Annotated in this window: 1 protein-coding gene; it reads left to right on the top strand. The window is 75.6% G+C overall.

Annotation, left to right across the window (positions count from 1 at the left end):
* A partial coding sequence (locus SB822_RS60810) for a hypothetical protein (protein ID WP_410859613.1) occupies positions 1-238 on the top strand: 238 nt, incomplete at both ends.

Here is a 238-nt window from a genome sequence, read left to right as displayed (position 1 = left end):
GAGCCGCCCAGCCGCCTGCGCCTGGATTCGGACCTGGTCGGCACCACGCTGGACCTGCCCGCGCCGCTGGACAAGCCGGCCGCGCGGCCGCTGCCCACCCGCGTCGAGGTGGCGCTGCCGCTGGGCAACGGCGATGTCGACGTCGCCTTCGGCCAACTCGTCGCGGTGAAGGCGCGCACCCGGAACGATCGCCCCGGCGTGCGGGTGGTCATGGGCAGCGACACCGTCACCGAGGCGC

The organism is Paraburkholderia sp. SIMBA_054 (assembly GCF_046534875.1).
GTDB lineage: Bacteria > Pseudomonadota > Gammaproteobacteria > Burkholderiales > Burkholderiaceae > Paraburkholderia > Paraburkholderia hospita.
Note: the sequence above shows the minus strand (reverse complement) of the source record. Positions and strands in the feature narration are given on the sequence as shown.